This is a genomic window from Sphingopyxis sp. BE235, from assembly GCF_031457175.1.
Lineage (GTDB): Bacteria > Pseudomonadota > Alphaproteobacteria > Sphingomonadales > Sphingomonadaceae > Sphingopyxis.
This window is the reverse complement of sequence record NZ_JAVDWC010000003.1, coordinates 232,173-244,458: the sequence shown is the minus strand read 5'-3', so window position 1 is coordinate 244,458 and position 12,286 is coordinate 232,173. Positions and strand designations below refer to the sequence as shown.

The window sequence follows — 12,286 nt, the reverse complement described above, 5'->3', positions numbered from 1 at the left end:
ACCCGCGCCGGGAGGCGTATGACTGGTCACAAGAGGGAGCAATTTTGATGACATTGGGTGAGGAACTTCGCGGGCACCTGCCTTTCCTGCGCCGTTACGCGCGCGCGTTGACGGGCAGCCAGCAGCATGGCGACAATTTCGTCCACACGACGCTCGAAGTCATCGTCGCTGCCCCCGACGAATTCCACAGCGGCGACGGCACCCGGATCGACCTTTACCGCAATTTTCACCGCATCTGGGAAAGCGCCTATATCGACGAGGGCGAAGACAGCGATGAGGGCGAGCACCCGCTCGTCCGCGCCGCGCATCGGCGCCTCGTCCAGATCACCCCGCTCGGCCGGCAGATTCTGTTGCTCACCGCGCTCGAGGGCTTTTCGGTCGAGGAGGCCGGGCTGATCACGGGCACCGACGGGCCGACGGTCGAAACGCTGCTCGCCGATGCGGTCGGCGAACTCGACCGCGAATCGCAAACCTCGGTGCTGATCATCGAAGACGAGCCGCTGATCGCGATGGAGCTCGAACAGATCGTGCGCGATCTCGGCCACCGCGTCGCGGGCATCGCGACGACGCATGAGGATGCGGTCGCCGCGTTCGAACGGACCGACGCAGGCCTCGTTCTCGCCGATATCCAGCTTGCCGACGGATCGTCGGGGATCGACGCGGTGCAGGACATTTTGGCGATCGCGCCGGTCCCGGCGATCTTCATCACCGCCTTTCCCGAAAAATTGCTCACGGGCGGCCGCGTCGAGCCGACCTTCCTGATTTCAAAGCCGTTCCGCGAAAACACCGTGCGCGCGGCGATCAGCCAGAGCCTGCTCTTCACCCCGCAGCTCGCGGCGTAAAGGCTCCATTTCTCCCAATTCGTCATTCCCGCGAAGGCGGGAATCCCGCTTTATCCTGCCTGCGATACGGGTAGCCGTCCTACCAGACGCGGCACAAGGAGCGGGATTCCCGCCTTCGCGGGAATGACGGCAATTTTCGTCAATCGCCGGCGGGACCGTTCGCGGTCAGCTGATCGACATTGTCCATGATCGTGCGAAACGCCTCGCTCGATGGCATGACGTCGGTACTGCGCCGCGGCATTTCGCCGCTCTCCAATATCGCCTGCAGCGCGGTACGGCCGCGCGATACGCGGCTCTTCATCGTGCCCACCGCGCAGCCGCAGATCGCCGCACCTTCCTCATAGGATAATTGCCCGGCCCCGATCAGCACGAGCGCCTCGCGCTGGTCGACCGGCAGCATCATCAGCGCGCGCTGCACGTCGGCCAGGTGCAGGCTGTCGTCCTGATCGTCGGGCGCGACGAGCAACCGCTCGGCGGCGAGCTCGTCATATTCGGCGGTGAATTTCTTGCGCCGCATCTGCGACAGGAAACAATTGCGCAGGATGACGAACGCCCAGCTCTTCATGCTGGCGGGCCCCGGCACATATTGCGCGCGCGCCTTCCACGCCTTCAGCATCGTTTCCTGCACCAGGTCATCGGCAAGGTCGGCGTTACCCGTCAGGCTGCGCCCGAATGCGCGCAGATGCGGCAACATCGCCGCGAGTTCACGCTTGAAGCTGGCATCGTCGAGCGGCTGAGGCGTTTCGTCGCTAGTCACACAATCCTGATCGCTTGGGCGCCCTGAAGCACCGCTGAATAGACCAGGGGCTTAGCGGGTTGAATCCCTTATGGGAACCAAAAGCGCACCCAAAGAGGCAGTAACCGACGCCGGCCGGGCCTGACATTGTGCTTTTATCGCAACACCGTTCGTCGAAAAAACCAGCAAGCGGGGAACCCCCGGCCGTTTTCGTCGTTGCTCCGGCATGGCTACGCAAGGCAACAACAGGATGAACGGCAAGGGCCCCCTCCCCCCCGGCGCCGATGCACGTCGCACGCCGGGAAGCTTTCCCGGCACGACTGGCGACCAGTGGCATCGCACCTTGACCGGGCGGCAGGCGCCCGAGCCGGTGAGCGCGAAGCTGCGCATGATCTATGGCAATGTCGTCGCCGAAAAGCTGCCCGACAATATGCTCGACCTTCTTTCTCAGCTCGATCAGAAAAGCCCGAAGCAATAATGACCGGACCCACCGCCGCTGCTTCGCAGCCGCAGGCCGAAACCCTGTCCGACAGCGAATTCAAGACGCTGCTTGCCGGTGTCATCCCCCACCTGCGCGCCTATGGCCGCAGCCTGTCGGGCAACCCCGACCTCGCCGACGATCTGACGCAGGACACGATGGTCAAGGCGTGGGCGTCGCGCGAGCGGTTCGAACGCGGCACCTCGATCAAGGCGTGGACCTTCGTCATCCTGCGCAACACCTTTCTGTCGCAGATGCGCCGCAACAAATTTGTCGGCGAATATGACGAGACCGCGGTCGAGCGCACGATGTCGACCCCCGCCAGCCAGGAAGACAGCGGCGAGATGGCCGACCTCCAGCGCGGGCTCATGGAATTGCCGCAGGACCAGCGCGAGGCGCTGATCCTCGTCGGCGCCGGCGGACTGTCTTACGAGGAAGCCGCCAGCATCTGCGACTGCGCGCTTGGCACGATGAAAAGCCGCGTCTCTCGCGCGCGCGCGGCGCTTGAAGAGATTATGAACAGCGGCCAGTTTTCGCAGAAACGCGCCGACGCGCCGCCGTCGAGCGAAGCGGTCGATGCGATCATGGACAGCGTCGAGACGATCACCGCGCGGCGCGAGGCCGCGAGCCGCTAGTTCCCCGTCGCCCCCGCGAAGGCGGGGGCCGCTGGCTACATAGCGCAAGGCCGACGGCGGCCCCCGCCTTCGCGGGGGCGACGATATGCTCGTACCTCTCGACAACCGGCAGCCGTCACGTCAGAACGACGCGTCCTTCCCCAGCAAAGCGAGCCCCTTTCGATGAAAAACCTGCCGCATCTTGCCCTGATTTCCGCGCTGGCCGTCGCCGCCTGCTCGGCCGCTCCCGCATCGACCGAAGCGGCGCCCGCCGACACTGCCAAACTCGACGCATCGGGCGCGCAGCCCGCGACGCCGCTCGCCGACGCGCCCTTCACGGTCAAGGAAATCGCGAGCTTCAACGAACCCTGGGCGATGACCTTCGTCCCCGGCACGCGCGCGGCGCTGATCACCGAGCGATCGGGCAAATTGAAACTCTGGCAGGAAAGCGGCCCGACGCTCGACGTCGCGGGTGTCCCCGCGGTCGCCTTTGGCGGTCAGGGCGGCTTCGGCGACGTGATCGTCGCGCCCGACTTTGCGGCGAGCGGCACGATCTATTTGAGCTGGGTCGAACCCGGTCCGGGCAAGACCTATGGCGCGGTCGTCGGCAAGGCGAAGCTGAAGCAGGGCGCCGCTCCTGCGCTCGAGGGGCTCCAGATCATCTGGAAACAGTATCCGAAGGTCACCGGACAGGGCCATTATTCGCACCGCCTTCTCTTCTCGCCCGACGGCAAATATCTCTTCATCGGATCGGGCGAGCGCCAGAAGTTCACGCCCGCGCAGGACATGACGGGCAACCTGGGCAAGATCCTGCGCCTCAACGCCGACGGCAGCGTCCCCGCGGATAACCCGTTCGCCAGCGAGGGCGGCGTCACCGCGCAAATCTGGTCGCTCGGCCACCGCAATATCCTTGGCCTCGCCTTCGACGGCACCGGCAAGCTCTGGAACCAGGAAATGGGGCCGAAGGGCGGCGACGAGGTCAACCTCGTCGAGGTCAAGGCGAATTATGGCTATCCGATCGTGTCGAACGGCGACCATTATGACGGCAAGGATATTCCCGATCATCCGACGCGCCCCGAATTCGCCGCGCCCGAACTCTGGTGGAACCCGTCGGTCTCGCCCGCCGGGCTCGTCTGGTATGACGGCGACCTCTATCGCGGCTGGAAGAACAGCCTCTTGATGGGCGCGCTGTCGGGCGAAGGGCTGATCCGCATGGCCGTAGACGGCGACAAGCTGCACAAGTCCGACCGCTGGGACTTCGGCCAGCGCATCCGCGAAGTCGAGGTGCGCGACGACGGCTCGGTCTGGCTGCTCACCGACGGCGAGGACGGCAAGCTGGTGAGGCTGGTTCCGAAGAAATAGCGCCTGCCCTTTTTGTTCCCCGGCGGAGTCGCAGACGGCGCGTAGCGCCACGCCGGGGCCAGACCCCTTTGCCTTACCTCTGGTGGGCTGCGCCCGGAGTCACGCGCCTCCGGGCGCCTTTCGCCGGGGACCAACCATGACTATATGCTTCCGATGATCCGCGGCTTCCTCACCCGGCGCGCCGAATGGCCCGCGCGCATTCCCGATCCCGACGCACTGCCGCCGCTGGCGTTGCTGTGGCGCGAGATCGGGTCGCTCGCGCGCGCCATCGGCGGCCGCATTCGGCCGCTGCCCCCCGAGCCCAATCCCGACAGCGAGCATCCGCCGGTGATGGTGCTTCCGGGCTTCCTGTCGGGCGACTGGGCGACCAAGGGGCTGCGCGCCGACCTCCGCCGCTCGGGCTTTCGCTGCTACGCCTGGGGCCTCGGCTTCAATCGCGGCGCGACCCCCGACATCATCGATCGCATCGACACGCGCGTGCAGTGGATCATCGACCGCACCGGCTACGCCCCCGCACTCGTCGGATGGAGCCTCGGCGGCATCTATGCGCGCGAATATGCCAAGCATCACCCGGACAAGGTCGCGCGCGTCGTGACGCTCGGCTCACCCTTTTCGGGCAGCCGCCGCGCCAACCGCGCGTGGCGCCTCTATCACCTCGTCGCGCGCCACCCGGTCGACAATCCGCCGATCGACTTCCACCCCGCGCCGCGTCCCGAAATGCCGACCTTTGCACTCTGGTCGAAGCATGACGGCGTCGTCGCGGTCAGCAGCGCACGCGGCCAGCCACACGAAAGCGATCGGCAGGTCGAGGTCGACTGCGGCCATATGGGCTTCGCCTATGCGCCCACGTCGGTCGCGGCGATCGTCAAGGCGCTGACCGAAGAGGTGTCAGAGCCCGACTAAACGATCCTCCCCGTGGCGAAGCCATGGGGAGGGGGACCGCGCCCGAAGGGCGTGGTGGAGGGGCCGCGACGTCGCACCATCGCCCCTCCGTCAGCGGCTGCGCCGCTGCCACCTCCCCATCGCTTCGCGACAGGGAGGATCGATCAGCAGACGTCGATGCGATAGGCGGGCGCCGCGCGCCACGCCATCAACATCCGCCCCGGCCGTTTCCCCGCGCGCCCCGTCGACACGAAACCGATCCGGCGCAGCAACGCGCGCGACCGCTCGTTGTCGGGATGGCATTCGGCGACGATCGAACAGCCCGGCCGCGACGTCGCGAGCGCCCCGACGACCGCGCGCACCGCCTCGGTCGCGATCCCCTTCCCGCGCGCCCGCGCCGCGAACCAGTAGCCGATCTCATATTCCTGCCCCATCCGGCGGTGGACCCCGATCACGCCGTTCAAATCGAGGCCGCTTTCGTCGCGTACCGCATGAAAGACATCGCCGCCTCCTGATTTGGCGATCAGCGCGCGCGCGTCGGCTTCGGTGAAGGGTGCGGGCAGGAAATGGACCTGCGACGTCACCGTCTCGTCGGTGATCGCGGACAAGGCGCGCGCATCATCGGCAAAGAGCGGCGTGATGCGGCAATGGTCGGTCGACAGGGCAAGCAAGGTATCGGTCATGTCGCGTCTTCTTCAAAAAGCGCACGCCGTGACCGGGGGTTGGTGGTGTGATGATGACCATTCGCCTTGTCCGAACACGGCGGCGATGGTCACAGGTGATGCCATGCCGCTCCTATGTAAAGGAGCGCCAATACGCCTTGAATCGGAGAGATTGGTCGTTGGTCATCGCGAGCGGACCTAACAGCGCCGCGTTTCCCGATCAAGCCCCGCCTTGACGACCACAATTCACGCACTATTTAAAGTTACATGAAACGCGACAGCCGACTCTCGGGCGTGCTCCACGTCCTCCTCCATATGGCCGACCAGGACACCCCGATGACCTCGGACCAGCTCGCGAAGGCGATGCAGACGCACCCGGTCGTGATCCGCCGCATCCTCGGCGGGCTGCGCGATGCGGGTTTCGTCCACAGCGAAAAGGGCCACGGCGGCGGCTGGACCATCGCGAAGGACCTTAGTCAAATCACGATGCGCGACGTCTATGACGCGATCGGCCGGCCCAGCCTGATGGCGATGGGCAACCGCACCGAAGCGCCCGGCTGCCTCGTCGAGCAGGCGGTCAACGCCGCGCTCGACACCGGCTTTCGCGATGCCGAGGCGCTGCTGCTCGCGCGTTTCGGCGAAGTGACGCTCGCGGCGCTCGCCGCCGATTTCCACGCGCGCATGGCCGCGCGATCCACCTCCCCCACCGCACAGGAGCATATCCATGGCTGAAGGCGCCCAGCATTTTCTCGACAGCTTCAAGGACCCCGCCGCGGTCGCGCGCTATACCGAAGGGCCGCGGCGCTTCGTCCCCGGCCTCGACGGCCTCCACCGCATGACCGGGCTCCTGCTCGCCGAGCGCGTCCCCGACGACGCGCATATCCTCGTGCTCGGCGCGGGCGGCGGCAGCGAAATGAAGGCGATGGCCGAGGCGCACCCCGGCTGGCGCTTCACCGGCGTCGATCCCGCGGGACCGATGCTCGAGCTCGCGGCAGAGGTTCTCGGCCCCGACGCGCACCGCGCCGAATTGATCGAAGGCTATATCGACAACGCCCCCGCGGGCCCGTTCGACGGCGCGACGTGCCTCCTCACGCTCCACTTCCTCGACATCGAAGAGCGCACCCGCACCGCCGCCGAAATCCAGCGCCGCCTGAAACCCGACGCCCCGTTCGTCGCGGCGCACGGCAGCTTCCCGCAAGGCGCACACGAACGGGACCGCTGGCTCGACCGCTACGCCGCCTTTGCCATCGCATCGGGCGGCGACCCCGAACAGGTCGCCAAGGGCCGCGAAGCCGTCGCCACCCACGTCGCGATGCTGAGCCCCGAAGCCGACGAGGACGTGCTACGCGCTGCGGGTTTCCACGATGTCGAGCAATTCTACGCCGCCTTCACCTGGCGCGGCTGGGTCGGCTACGCCTGACCTAATTCGCTCCCGGCCCAGGCAACCGCGCGAGCAGCGCGACGAGCTGCGCCTGCGTGGTCACGCCGGTCTTGCGGAAGATCCCTTTCAGAAGGAAGCGGACCGCGTTCACGCTGACCGCCCGCAGCGCCGCATAGTCCTTCAGCGTGTCGCCCGCGGCGAGCGCGACGGCGAGGCGGGCTTCGGCGGGGGTGAGCCCGAACCATTGCGCGACGCGGTCGATTTCGACCACGGGGGTTTCGCCCGGCGCGCTGCCGAGGGTGACGATCAGCGACGCGCCAAGGCGCAGGCCGCCGAGCTGCTGCGCCGACTGGCGCGTGACGCGCGCGACGAGCACGGGGCATTCGGCGCCCGCATCACCGACCGTCTGGAAAGCGAGGCCGGCGGGGTCGGAGCTTTTGACGAGGTCGAGCAAGTGTTTCTGGCTGGCGGGATGGGTGAAGGCGAAGCGGTCCTGCGAGATGCGGATGAAGCCCGCCTTTTCATAGCGCGCGGCGCGGCTGTTCGCGGCAAGGATATTGAGCTGGTCGTCGAGGCTGAAAATCGCGAAGGGCGCGGCGTCGGCAGCGGCGCGCGCGGCGCCCGCCGCAAGGTCGAGCGAGGCGATGCGGTCGCTGATCCGCATCGCGCGCTGGATATGCGGCGCAAGGACGCGGAGGCCGCGCTTCAACCGCTCGACGTCGCGGTCGCCGGGGCCGGGGATCATCAACCCGAGCCGGTCGCCGTCGCGCCGGTCAAGCAACACCCCGACAAGCCGGTCGATGCCATAGGGTTTCAGGAAATTGCGGAAGAACTCGCTCTCATAGAATTCCTCGCGCGTCATGATGTCATAGCTATCGATGACGCTGCCGTTGCCATAGCGCTGGAACTTGCGCGACCACGGATGGCTGCCGGCATAGACCGCGGTGTAGATTTCCTGGATGCCGGCGGCGAGGCCCGTCGCGGCGACGAAGCGCGCGCTCGGCGGATTGCTGCTTTCCCAGAGGATGAAGGCGGCTTCCCAGCTCAGCGGACAGAGCGTGCCGGTGATGCGCGCGAGGGTTTCGTTCCAGCTTTCGGGATGGAGCACCGAATCATAGATTTTGCCGATCAGCGCGTTGAGCACCTCCCATTCGGCCGGCGCATTATGGTCGGACGGAAAGGTCGATAGCTGGTCGCTCTGCATGCACTTCCCCCCAGAAGACCCGCAGCGATCTCATTTGAGAGGAGCGGAGACGCGAAGGCAAGCGCAATGCGATAAAACGAAAATATTATGTCTCCTACCCACGTGGGTAGTGAAACAATCCACCGAATCGGCCATTGAACGGGTGCGACCCGAGGAAGGTGGAACCAAGGCCATCTTGCTCTCTTGAAGTCCGTCGGCTTGCCGGCGGACTTCATTTTTATGCGCCGAAGACTGGCGGAACGGGCGCGATGGCCGGGGCGGCTCTACCCCAAGCGGACATCAACCTTCGAAGCGGATCTCCACCGACGGCGCGCTACGCTCATGCGCACCATGATAGACCGCCTCGATATTGTTGCCGTCGGGGTCAAGCAGGAAAGCCGCATAATAGCCCGGATGATAGGGCCGCTCGCCCGGTGCGCCATTGTCGCGCCCGCCCGCCGCGAGGCCCGCCTTGTAAAAGGCATCGACCGCAGCGCGGTCCGCCGCCTGAAACGCCAGATGGTGCCGCCCCGTCAGTTTGCCGAGCGCCGCTTGACTGTCTTTCGTCGATACGAACAGCTCATCGGCCCAGAAATAATCCTCGGCCTCTCCGCCAATCGGCACGCCGAGGACATCGAAGATCGCGCCGTAAAAGGCGCGGCTCGCCTTCAGATCGGCGACCACCAGCTGGATATGATCGATCAACCGCCCGCGGTGCAGCAATTGCGTTTCCATGGATCACTCCTCTCCTGCCCGCGCCGCACACGGAAAACCGCTTCGCACCCCGATGGTTCCCACGGCTTCCGCCGCCTCAATCGAGCGTGGGGCTTGCGTCGACGATAATTACAACATATTGCGCAATATATTGTACGAATCGCATAATGGACGGGAAAACGCATGAATATTCGGCATTGGGCTGCAATTCTGATCACCACCACCGCATGGATGGGAAGCGCCGCCGCAGCGCAAGACGCGCCGCTCACGGCCGCCGACAAGCGCGCGGTCGTCGAGCAGCTCGGCCAGACGCTTGAGGCGAACTATGTCTTTCCCGACAAGGCGAAGACCATCGCCGCGACGCTGCGCCGCCACCTCGACGCCGGTGATTATGATAAAGCGACCGACCGGCGCACGCTCGCCAGCGAGCTCACCGACGATCTGGTCGCCGCGAGCAACGACCTGCATTTCTCGGTCGGGGTCGATCCCGAATGGGTCGCCGACTATGCCGCGCGGCAGGATCCCGCCCGCGCCGCTGCGCTGCGCGAAACGGAACGGCGCGAAGAGGTGCGGAAAAATTTCGGCTTTGCCGGGCTTCGCTATCTCGACGGCAATATCGCCTATGTCGACCTCACGCATTTCGCCGACCCCGAACCCGGCTATGACGCGGCCGCGGCGGCGATGCGCTTTATCGAGAATGGCGACGCGGTGATTTATGACCTGCGCTACAATAATGGCGGCTATCTCGAGATGGCACAGCTGCTCGCGAGCCAACTCTTCCGCGGCGACAAGGATCAGGAACTCTTCGACTATTATTATAATCTCGACGGCCGCCGCGTCGAACGCGGCCAATGGGTGCTCCCCGCGCTGCCCGCGAAACGGCTGACCGGCAAACCCGTCTATGTCCTTACCGGCTCGACCAGCTTCTCCGCCGCCGAATGGTTCGCCTACACGCTCAAGAAACTGGGCCGCGCAACGCTGGTCGGCGAACGCACCGCGGGCGGCGCGCATCCGGTCGACCGCAAGCCCGTCGGCACCGACTTTTTCGTGCAGGTGCCGATCGGCCAGATCCGCGACCCTATCGATCGCAGCGATTTCGAAGGTCAGGGCGTCACGCCCGACCATCTGGTCCCGTCGGCCGACGCCCTCGCCGTCGCGCACCGCCTCGCGCTCGCTGAACTGGCCAAGGCCGATCCGGCGAAGCAGGCCGACGCCGACTGGCTAGCCCCCGAGCTCGCCGCGCGCCCGCAGCCGACCACGACCGCGCTCAAGGCCATCGCCGGCCGCTACGAAGGACGGCGCATCGACCTCGTCGGGGGCAAATTGCTCTACACCTGGCGCGAACGCTTTCGCCTGACGCTCGATCCGCTCGCCGGCGACCTGCTCGCGATCGAAGGCGTGCGCGACTTCCGCTTTCGCATCGTGCGCAAAGGCGGCAAGGTCACCGCGCTTGAACGCATCGACCGCGATGGAACAACCCAGACCTATGCCCGCCTCGACTGACATCTCGACCGATCTCGACGACATCTCGTTCCTCGGCCGCCTCAGCGAAGCGCTGAGCCAGCGGATCGAGGAACAGACGCGTCCCTTGTTCGACGAAGCCGGCATCATCGTCCCCGTGCGGTCCTGCTCGCTGCTCACCGCGCTCGTCGAAGCCGGTGAAGCCTCGGCCGCCGACCTTGCACGCGCGCTCGGCCAGTCGCACCAGCTGGTGATCCAGAAATGCCCCGCGCTGCTCCGCCTCGGCCTTGTCACCCAACACGCCGACCCCGCCGACGCGCGGCGCAAGATTTTCCGGCTGACCGATGCAGGCCGCGACCAGCTCGCCCGCATCGACGCCTATAGCGTGCGGATAAGCGAGGTCTATCGCACGCTCTTCGAAGAGGTCGGCGACGTTCATGGCGCGATACTGAAGGCGCTCAAGGCCTTGGCCGACAAGCCACTGCGCGAACGCATCCGGGAATAGTCAGAGCGTCCGGAACATCACCAGCGCATCGACGAAACCCTCGACCGGATGATCGAAAGCGCCCGGCAGGCGGCCGACGACTTCGAACCCCAGCGACTGCCACAGCCCGACCGCGCGCACATTCGCACTCACCACAAAATTGAACTGCATCGCGCGAAAGCCGCGCGCCTTCGCATGCGCGATCGAATGCAGGCCCATCGCCCGCGCGACCCCGCGCCCGGTTGCCGCCGCACCGGTCACATAGCCCGCGTTGGCGACATGCGCGCCGCCGCCGGTCTGGTTGGCGCGCAGATAATAGGTGCCGAGGATCACGCCGCCCTCTTCGGCGACGAACGCCTCCTTGTCGGTGTCGAACCAGTAAGCGAGCGCCGCCGCTTCGCTCATCCCGCGATCGAGCGTCAGCGTCTCGCCCGCGCGGATCACCGGCTCGATGATCGCCCAGATCGCGGCGGCGTCGTCGGGTCTGACAGGACGGATAACCAGCGCCGTCATGCCGCTTCGACCGCGCGCTGCATCAGGTGCGACCCCGGTCCATAGGGGCCTTCTATGGCGGTCCCGACATAGGCGAACCCTTGCGCGTGCCAATAGCTGTCGGCGCCCTGGATCGCGACCAGCCGGATATCGCGGCAGCCTTCGACTTCGGCCTGGTGGACGACGAAAGCGGTCGCCGTCGCCCCGGCGCCGGTTCCGCGCGCCGCGGGCAACAGCGCAATGTCGTGGAGATAATAGCTGTCTGACACCGGAATTGCCCCCAGCAACGCACCAAGCTTTGGCGGCGCAGCATCGCGCGGCCAGGGGTGGCTGATCAGATAACCCAAAGACGCACCGTCGCGTTCAAGGATCGCGCACCCCGCCGGATAATGCGCGAGGCGGTCGGCGAAGGTTTCCAACGGCTCGGTAAAGGCACCGTGCACCGCGTCGGAAATCGTGACGACGACCGACAGGTCGGCCTCACGCATCGGCCGCCATTGTCCCGCGCCGCTCATGAAGCATCGCCGACGAACGGCGCGACCACGTCGGCCGTCACGCGCAGCGGCCGCCCGCTCGCCTTGTCGAGCAGCGCCCACACCGTCCGCGCGCGGACATGGACTTTGCCGTCGGCGCCGGTGAATTCCATGAAGCGGTCGAACTTCGCGCCCTGCGGCTTGTCGGCGACCCACGTCCGCGCGGTCACCGTCTCGCCCGGCCCCAGCGCGCGCAGATAATCAATCTCGTGCCGCACCACGACCCAGATATAGGCGTTCTTGTGGCTCTGCGGGGCCGCCGCGTCCCAATGCCCCGTCGCGACCTGCTGGATCCACTGGACCCAGACGGCATTGTTGACGTGGCCAAGCTCGTCGATGCTCTCGGGCGTCGCAGTGAGTTCGAGACTATATTCCTTCATCGGCCGCCCAGACTATGTCGAGATTCAGTTCGTGGTGGAGCGAGAATGGCTGGCTCCGAGAATCGGAGCGCAGCGTATTTTT

Annotated in this window: 16 protein-coding genes; 9 read left to right on the top strand and 7 right to left on the bottom strand. The window is 66.1% G+C overall.

The genetic code is table 11. The annotated features are described in order from the left end of the window. The first annotated feature begins 47 nt into the window (after positions 1-47). Positions 48-842 (top strand): response regulator, encoded by a 795-nt coding sequence (locus J2X38_RS14820; protein ID WP_058537368.1) that lies wholly within the window; start codon positions 48-50, stop codon positions 840-842. Positions 843-981: 139 nt separating this feature from the next. Here the strand turns inward: J2X38_RS14820 and J2X38_RS14815 are convergent, their stop codons facing one another. Further along, on the bottom strand, positions 982-1,536 hold the full coding sequence (locus J2X38_RS14815; RefSeq protein ID WP_082639700.1) for a sigma-70 family RNA polymerase sigma factor: 555 nt from the start codon (positions 1,534-1,536) through the stop codon (positions 982-984). A 292-nt stretch (positions 1,537-1,828) separates the two neighbouring features. Here J2X38_RS14815 and J2X38_RS14810 point away from each other — a divergent pair, with 292 nt between their 5' ends. The 4 genes from J2X38_RS14810 to J2X38_RS14795 all read left to right on the top strand — a co-directional run bounded on the left by J2X38_RS14810 (position 1,829) and on the right by J2X38_RS14795 (position 4,935). Next, positions 1,829-2,056, top strand: coding sequence for a NepR family anti-sigma factor (locus J2X38_RS14810; protein WP_058537370.1), 228 nt, complete (start codon positions 1,829-1,831; stop codon positions 2,054-2,056). Beyond that, on the top strand, positions 2,056-2,691 hold the full coding sequence (locus J2X38_RS14805) for a sigma-70 family RNA polymerase sigma factor (RefSeq protein ID WP_058537371.1): 636 nt from the start codon (positions 2,056-2,058) through the stop codon (positions 2,689-2,691). Before J2X38_RS14810 ends, J2X38_RS14805 begins: the two co-directional genes overlap by 1 nt. 162 nt (positions 2,692-2,853) lie before the next feature. Next, positions 2,854-4,032 (top strand): PQQ-dependent sugar dehydrogenase, encoded by a 1,179-nt coding sequence (locus J2X38_RS14800; RefSeq protein WP_310255190.1) that lies wholly within the window; start codon positions 2,854-2,856, stop codon positions 4,030-4,032. A 144-nt stretch (positions 4,033-4,176) separates the two neighbouring features. Then, positions 4,177-4,935, top strand: coding sequence for an alpha/beta fold hydrolase (locus J2X38_RS14795; RefSeq protein ID WP_310255189.1), 759 nt, complete (start codon positions 4,177-4,179; stop codon positions 4,933-4,935). Between the two features lie 143 nt (positions 4,936-5,078). Here J2X38_RS14795 and J2X38_RS14790 read toward each other — a convergent pair whose 3' ends face one another. Continuing rightward, a complete protein-coding gene (locus J2X38_RS14790) occupies positions 5,079-5,597 on the bottom strand; it encodes a GNAT family N-acetyltransferase (RefSeq protein WP_310255188.1) in 519 nt (172 codons plus the stop codon). A gap of 246 nt (positions 5,598-5,843) precedes the next feature. On the opposite strand from J2X38_RS14790, the gene J2X38_RS14785 reads away from it, so the two are divergent. Together J2X38_RS14785 and J2X38_RS14780 are read left to right on the top strand one after the other, a co-directional pair. Further along, positions 5,844-6,308, top strand: coding sequence for an Rrf2 family transcriptional regulator (locus J2X38_RS14785; protein WP_310255187.1), 465 nt, complete (start codon positions 5,844-5,846; stop codon positions 6,306-6,308). Next, a complete protein-coding gene (locus tag J2X38_RS14780; protein WP_310255186.1) occupies positions 6,301-6,996 on the top strand; it encodes a methyltransferase domain-containing protein in 696 nt (231 codons plus the stop codon). Before J2X38_RS14785 ends, J2X38_RS14780 begins: the two co-directional genes overlap by 8 nt. A 1-nt stretch (position 6,997) precedes the next feature. On the opposite strand, the gene J2X38_RS14775 is transcribed toward J2X38_RS14780, so the two are convergent. Together J2X38_RS14775 and J2X38_RS14770 are read right to left on the bottom strand one after the other, a co-directional pair. Then, positions 6,998-8,161: a hypothetical protein gene (locus tag J2X38_RS14775; RefSeq protein ID WP_310255185.1), complete on the bottom strand. Its 1,164-nt coding sequence runs from the start codon at positions 8,159-8,161 to the stop codon at positions 6,998-7,000. 279 nt (positions 8,162-8,440) lie between these two features. Further along, positions 8,441-8,875, bottom strand: coding sequence for a VOC family protein (locus J2X38_RS14770; RefSeq protein ID WP_058537378.1), 435 nt, complete (start codon positions 8,873-8,875; stop codon positions 8,441-8,443). A gap of 162 nt (positions 8,876-9,037) precedes the next feature. Between J2X38_RS14770 and J2X38_RS14765 the strand changes: the two genes are divergently transcribed. Both J2X38_RS14765 and J2X38_RS14760 read left to right on the top strand, forming a co-directional pair. Continuing rightward, positions 9,038-10,357, top strand: coding sequence for a S41 family peptidase (locus tag J2X38_RS14765; protein ID WP_310255184.1), 1,320 nt, complete (start codon positions 9,038-9,040; stop codon positions 10,355-10,357). Continuing rightward, positions 10,341-10,820, top strand: a complete 480-nt coding sequence (locus tag J2X38_RS14760) for a MarR family winged helix-turn-helix transcriptional regulator (protein WP_310255183.1) — start codon at positions 10,341-10,343, stop codon at positions 10,818-10,820. Before J2X38_RS14765 ends, J2X38_RS14760 begins: the two co-directional genes overlap by 17 nt. Here the strand turns inward: J2X38_RS14760 and J2X38_RS14755 are convergent, their stop codons facing one another. From J2X38_RS14755 to J2X38_RS14745, 3 genes are read right to left on the bottom strand one after another with little or no spacing between them, the layout of a single operon-like run. Then, positions 10,821-11,312, bottom strand: coding sequence for a GNAT family N-acetyltransferase (locus J2X38_RS14755; protein WP_310255182.1), 492 nt, complete (start codon positions 11,310-11,312; stop codon positions 10,821-10,823). Beyond that, positions 11,309-11,806, bottom strand: coding sequence for a GNAT family N-acetyltransferase (locus J2X38_RS14750; protein WP_310255181.1), 498 nt, complete (start codon positions 11,804-11,806; stop codon positions 11,309-11,311). Before J2X38_RS14750 ends, J2X38_RS14755 begins: the two co-directional genes overlap by 4 nt. Further along, on the bottom strand, positions 11,803-12,204 hold the full coding sequence (locus J2X38_RS14745; RefSeq protein WP_310255180.1) for an acyl-CoA thioesterase: 402 nt from the start codon (positions 12,202-12,204) through the stop codon (positions 11,803-11,805). Before J2X38_RS14745 ends, J2X38_RS14750 begins: the two co-directional genes overlap by 4 nt. Between the last annotated feature and the right edge of the window lie 82 nt (positions 12,205-12,286).

Coding starts and splice junctions, on each gene's coding strand:
- J2X38_RS14820 (WP_058537368.1), top strand. CDS start 48: ATGACATTGGGTGAGGAACTTCGCGGGCACCTGCCTTTCCTGCGCCGT.
- J2X38_RS14815 (WP_082639700.1), bottom strand. CDS start 1,536: ATGTTGCCGCATCTGCGCGCATTCGGGCGCAGCCTGACGGGTAACGCC.
- J2X38_RS14810 (WP_058537370.1), top strand. CDS start 1,829: ATGAACGGCAAGGGCCCCCTCCCCCCCGGCGCCGATGCACGTCGCACG.
- J2X38_RS14805 (WP_058537371.1), top strand. CDS start 2,056: ATGACCGGACCCACCGCCGCTGCTTCGCAGCCGCAGGCCGAAACCCTG.
- J2X38_RS14800 (WP_310255190.1), top strand. CDS start 2,854: ATGAAAAACCTGCCGCATCTTGCCCTGATTTCCGCGCTGGCCGTCGCC.
- J2X38_RS14795 (WP_310255189.1), top strand. CDS start 4,177: ATGCTTCCGATGATCCGCGGCTTCCTCACCCGGCGCGCCGAATGGCCC.
- J2X38_RS14790 (WP_310255188.1), bottom strand. CDS start 5,597: ATGACCGATACCTTGCTTGCCCTGTCGACCGACCATTGCCGCATCACG.
- J2X38_RS14785 (WP_310255187.1), top strand. CDS start 5,844: ATGAAACGCGACAGCCGACTCTCGGGCGTGCTCCACGTCCTCCTCCAT.
- J2X38_RS14780 (WP_310255186.1), top strand. CDS start 6,301: ATGGCTGAAGGCGCCCAGCATTTTCTCGACAGCTTCAAGGACCCCGCC.
- J2X38_RS14775 (WP_310255185.1), bottom strand. CDS start 8,161: ATGCAGAGCGACCAGCTATCGACCTTTCCGTCCGACCATAATGCGCCG.
- J2X38_RS14770 (WP_058537378.1), bottom strand. CDS start 8,875: ATGGAAACGCAATTGCTGCACCGCGGGCGGTTGATCGATCATATCCAG.
- J2X38_RS14765 (WP_310255184.1), top strand. CDS start 9,038: ATGAATATTCGGCATTGGGCTGCAATTCTGATCACCACCACCGCATGG.
- J2X38_RS14760 (WP_310255183.1), top strand. CDS start 10,341: ATGCCCGCCTCGACTGACATCTCGACCGATCTCGACGACATCTCGTTC.
- J2X38_RS14755 (WP_310255182.1), bottom strand. CDS start 11,312: ATGACGGCGCTGGTTATCCGTCCTGTCAGACCCGACGACGCCGCCGCG.
- J2X38_RS14750 (WP_310255181.1), bottom strand. CDS start 11,806: ATGAGCGGCGCGGGACAATGGCGGCCGATGCGTGAGGCCGACCTGTCG.
- J2X38_RS14745 (WP_310255180.1), bottom strand. CDS start 12,204: ATGAAGGAATATAGTCTCGAACTCACTGCGACGCCCGAGAGCATCGAC.